Origin of the sequence: Desulfobacterium sp. N47 (assembly GCF_051233685.1) — a bacterium.
Taxonomy (GTDB): Bacteria; Desulfobacterota; Desulfobacteria; order Desulfobacterales; family RPRI01; genus RPRI01.
The window spans coordinates 1-4,294 of sequence record NZ_JBAMMY010000071.1 but is presented as its reverse complement, the minus strand read 5'-3'; the positions used below and the strand labels follow the sequence as shown (position 1 = coordinate 4,294).

The window sequence follows — 4,294 nt, the reverse complement described above, 5'->3', positions numbered from 1 at the left end:
AATTTTGGAATATGGTATGGGTCGTCTTGAATCCTGCATTCCGGCAACATAAGCTACCTCCTTTTTGCGGTTGTTCCAGAAAGTATAGCAGATTATGTTGCATTGTACAATATTAAATTAAACTAAATATCGTTGTAGGGTTACTTTTGCCTTAAATGCTGCTCCATGATTTCTTCTTAATGTCTTCATTTACCTGCTGCTCCTTTCTGTAATTGTAAGTCAATTTAGAGCAGCTTTACCACTTAAGCAACTGTGCAGTTTTTCCGGGCCACCGCTCAATATCCCTGCTGATAATACAAAAACAACACTTGATAAATTATTGCTGAATTTATAAATTATTTCATTTATTTCTAAAAGATACCACAGATCCCAATAGCATCCGGACATAATAAAACGATTCGCAATTACCTTATTATTCCTGCATATTTTCTGAAGATATATACCATGATTTACCCTGACAGCTTAAGCATACTGCTCCGTCTCTTTGAGGATAAGCTTCTCCGCATTTTGCACATACAGATATAGCACCTTTGCTGTTTTTTCCTAAATATTTGTTATCAATAGAAATAGTTTGGATACCGCAAATATTCCGGCCTGCCTCCTCAATTTGTTCCAGAAGCAAGTCTTTGTCCTGTTCCGTTTTTAATTTCAGCTTAAAAAGCCAGTTTTTAATTTCCGGATAATATTCCATTTTTACAGGATCTAAAAAAACACGTACTCCTTTGCCCTCGTGTTTATCGTAAAGGCTTAAGGCAAACAACCCGAGGTTTAAAATTGAAAGCCAGCCGTTTCCTATAGTACATGGTGTAAGTAACTGAATAGCATCAGGAAGACAGCTTGCCGTCTCACAAAGAGCATTATAAAGCACGCCTTCAGGCATATTCTCAATAGCAAGATCAACCATTATTCCCCCTACAATAATTCCCGGTGCAGGGTATCCGTGAAAAGATTTGGCAGCATCTATAAATTCATCAAAAGAATAACGACCGATCATCATTTTTTTATTTTTCATTTCTTTTTCCTCTCAACGGGTTTTGCGGTCAAAACCCCGGTAGGGCATGCTTTCGCACATTCCCCACAGTCACGGCATTTAGCCTCAATTTCAGGGTCATAGGCAAACGTTGTCACCAACCGGTTACAACCCCCCGGTGCACAAATCCAAGCATGTTTTTATTTAGCCTCTCCCGGCAAACCCAAATACAACGGCCACAGAGGACACATTTTTTTGGATCATTAATAAACGCAGGATTACTATAATCTGGTTCAACCTCTCTGATTATTTTACGGAAACATCCGTCTGTCAATCTTATTTCCAGATGCTTAGCTATTTTCTGAAGTCCACAGTTTCCTTTACCGGACGGAACTTGTCAATGAAAATAAGACACATTCATTAAGAGTTTAGTGTCGTAATGGATCACTATTTTCCGGTGCCGGTTTATTTATCCATGCTGCCTCCGGCGGGGCCATTGGTTTTGGGACTTTTCCTTTAACCCCTGATTCACGCAGAGCGGCAGTTGTGGAAATTCCAGTCGCCCCACGGGCTCCTTCCATTTCCACAACTTTTGGCTTAAGGTTCATAATCTTGATTTCCTTCTTTTCCATCTACTTTTCTCCTTCCCGTCCTACATTAAACTATTTGGGAAAGTGTCTCACTTATATTGGCACAGAGGGGAAGGCATATCATCAGCGAACAGATCCGTAAACTGACCATGGAAAGTGTGTATTACCCTTGAGTTGCTTCTGTGGATCTTTTGCTCTTTGCCATTGGCATTGGGTTCATTAGTACCTACCGGGCCAAGATGGGCAAGATCAAGAGCCGGAGTATAATGACAGGTCTGGCAGGATACCGGTATCTTTGACTTCAGGTTTGTTCCATGCTTTGCATCATGCAAACGAAGGATATTGTTATCCGCCGCCCATTCTCTTTTGGCAGTTAAAGGAAGATCAGCGGTATCTTCGGCTGCCCGAACAACTTTATATGCCGTCCCGCTTCTTGGAGAGCCCTCGGCTGAACAATTGGCATCGATTCCCGGAATACAGGCGGCCTGACCGCCACCGCCATCCGCGCCGGAAGCATGACACCGATAACAATCAGCTTCGGCGGAGACCGGCAACACAACATCGACTGAAGCCAGCACATCGCCTGCTTTTCCGTTAAGATTGGTGTTTTTCGACACCGATTGTACTCTCATCAACGGAAATGAGTTCTTGCGTCCAAAGTCGTCAAAGGGTGTCATTGGAATACCGTCTTGCAGCAAACCAGTTCATATCGACAAGAGGATATCCGAACGGGAAATTAACGAAGAAAGGCAGATCAGTGTCGAACCGCTTAATGGTCTGCGGAACGTTTGCTGTGTGGGGCGCTGAGATGCCTGGCATATCCTGCTGCTCGGCTGATAATTGACCTGCACCTGTAAGGGGATAGAGCAGGGCCAGATCCGGAACAGGCAATCCCCTGTCTACATCCAACGGAAAAAGGTTCAGGATTGAAGGAGGATAAAACGGATCATACGCATCAAAGGCTATGGTGGTACCGTTTTGAGCTTGATTTAAATCCCAGAAATTTGTTTTGAAAACCGGCTCAGCCGGGGGGTTCTGCAATGCCGGATCATTAGGGTTAGACGCAGCAGAGTAAATTATATCACAATCCAATACTGTCAGGAGTGCAGGTAAAACACTGGAAGAGCCCTGCTTTATAGCTATGGCGTGGAGCACATTAAAAGGAGGCAGGATGCGATGCTTGCCACGCGGTGATCCAAATCCCCACAGTGCATGCCCAGATCGTTGACGCCGAATACCTTAAAACCACTTTGATTTACAAAAGGCTGTTCGGCTACAGTACCTGCCGGCAGAGTGGCGCGATTCCGGCTGGTGGAATTAATGGATTTTGATGTATTTGAAACTGTAGCTGCAGTAATAGTCACATTTTTTGTGTTGATTGCACTTACGCCACCTGACGTATAATTCGCCGTAACGGTAACATTTTGATTCGTTGTAACCGTGGCAGCTGTGAGTACTCCGCTCGCATTTATAGTTGCATAAGTACTGTTTTCACTCCAGACCGGTGTGACTGCGGCGCTGGTGCCGTCACTATAGGACGTCGTGGCTGTAAATGCAGCTGTGGTTCCCTGTTTCATACTTGAGGGTCCGCTGATGGTCAGACCGGAAAGTGTCTTAGCGGCAACAACAATGTTTTTTATAGTCACATTGTACGAAGCTGTTTTACCACCAAAACTTGCACTGACTGTAACTGTACGATCAGATGATACTGACCCGGCAGCAAGATTGCCTGCGGAGATGGTAGTCGTGCTGGAATTTTCCGACCAGACGGCGGTTTCCGTTACATTCCGGCTGCTGTTGTCGCTGTAAACAGCTGTGCAGGTGTACTGAGCGCTGGTGCTTTCATTTATTGTGGCCAGCCCAGTAACGGCAATGCCGGAAAGAGTTGCAGCCTGAGACTGAGATCCGTCACAATTGGAAGGTGAGCCGGATACTGCCTTGATGGCGGACTCTCTCCCTGCTTTCACCCGTATGCTGCATGGGGCAGTTGAAAGTTGCTGCTTGAATGTCCAGTTGCCTTCTCTGTTTGACCTGGCAGATCCAAGCTGAGATCCTGTAACGGCATTTTCAATTGAAATCGTGGTTAGTGCCGGACCGGTTCCCAGCGCATCCAGCAGATTATCTCCACCTCTGTTTGACCTGGCAGATCCAAGCTGAGATCCTGTAACGGCATTTTCAATTGAAATCGTGGTTAGTGCCGGACCGGTTCCCAGCGCATCCAGCAGATTATCTCCACTTTCCCATTTTGCCAATGTTATGGCAAGTGTGCTTGCCGCCGATGCTCCATAGGATAAAATCGTCCATTGTGCCATCAGCAACAGCGCCATGTGGATCATGATCCGCATATAAATTGATGCTTGCCTCCTGCTTGACAAAGCTTTCATGGCTTTGTTACCTCCTTTGCTTTTAAAACAAAATAATTTAAAACCTTTTTAGACATTCTCTTATAAAATCGCCGAAGAATCGATTTAGCTTTCTTCGTTAACTGAACTTTAATCAGGAATTTATACTATTAAGAGTTTAAGCAACGAACATGCCATTTATGGCAAATATACCATAACTATTTGTTTTATTAAAGTATTATATTTATATTATGGCCTATTGACTTAGCTGACCCAATTATTTATAATAAACATCATGAGCAGCAATATTGGGGTTAAGCCAAATTATGGGGAAGTGAGTTGGTTGATTTTCCAGGAAGACTTTCAGAGTGAAGATGACTGTTATGCCTGGC

Annotated in this window: 7 protein-coding genes; all 7 read right to left on the bottom strand. The window is 44.2% G+C overall.

Annotated features, from left to right (window positions below; translation table 11 throughout):
- Nucleotides 1-412: 412 nt before the first annotated feature.
- Nucleotides 413-1,012, bottom strand: coding sequence for an FmdE family protein (locus VXK47_RS04380; protein WP_435547554.1), 600 nt, complete (start codon nucleotides 1,010-1,012; stop codon nucleotides 413-415).
- On the bottom strand, nucleotides 1,009-1,128 hold the full coding sequence (locus tag VXK47_RS04375) for a 4Fe-4S binding protein (protein WP_435547553.1): 120 nt from the start codon (nucleotides 1,126-1,128) through the stop codon (nucleotides 1,009-1,011). The genes VXK47_RS04380 and VXK47_RS04375 overlap by 4 nt, the downstream gene beginning before the upstream one ends.
- On the bottom strand, nucleotides 1,125-1,304 hold the full coding sequence (locus VXK47_RS04370) for a 4Fe-4S binding protein (RefSeq protein ID WP_435547552.1): 180 nt from the start codon (nucleotides 1,302-1,304) through the stop codon (nucleotides 1,125-1,127). Before VXK47_RS04370 ends, VXK47_RS04375 begins: the two co-directional genes overlap by 4 nt.
- A 94-nt stretch (nucleotides 1,305-1,398) precedes the next feature.
- Nucleotides 1,399-1,602 carry a hypothetical protein gene (locus tag VXK47_RS04365; protein WP_435547551.1) on the bottom strand — a complete coding sequence of 68 codons (204 nt, stop codon included), beginning with the start codon at nucleotides 1,600-1,602 and terminating at the stop codon, nucleotides 1,399-1,401.
- Nucleotides 1,603-1,649: 47 nt separating this feature from the next.
- The gene (locus VXK47_RS04360; protein ID WP_435547550.1) at nucleotides 1,650-2,237 is read right to left on the bottom strand and encodes a hypothetical protein; all 588 of its coding nucleotides are present in this window, start codon (nucleotides 2,235-2,237) and stop codon (nucleotides 1,650-1,652) included.
- The gene (locus VXK47_RS04355; protein ID WP_435547549.1) at nucleotides 2,224-2,652 is read right to left on the bottom strand and encodes a hypothetical protein; all 429 of its coding nucleotides are present in this window, start codon (nucleotides 2,650-2,652) and stop codon (nucleotides 2,224-2,226) included. The genes VXK47_RS04360 and VXK47_RS04355 overlap by 14 nt, the downstream gene beginning before the upstream one ends.
- 47 nt (nucleotides 2,653-2,699) lie before the next feature.
- Nucleotides 2,700-3,944, bottom strand: coding sequence for a hypothetical protein (locus VXK47_RS04350; RefSeq protein WP_435547548.1), 1,245 nt, complete (start codon nucleotides 3,942-3,944; stop codon nucleotides 2,700-2,702).
- Nucleotides 3,945-4,294 lie beyond the last annotated feature (350 nt).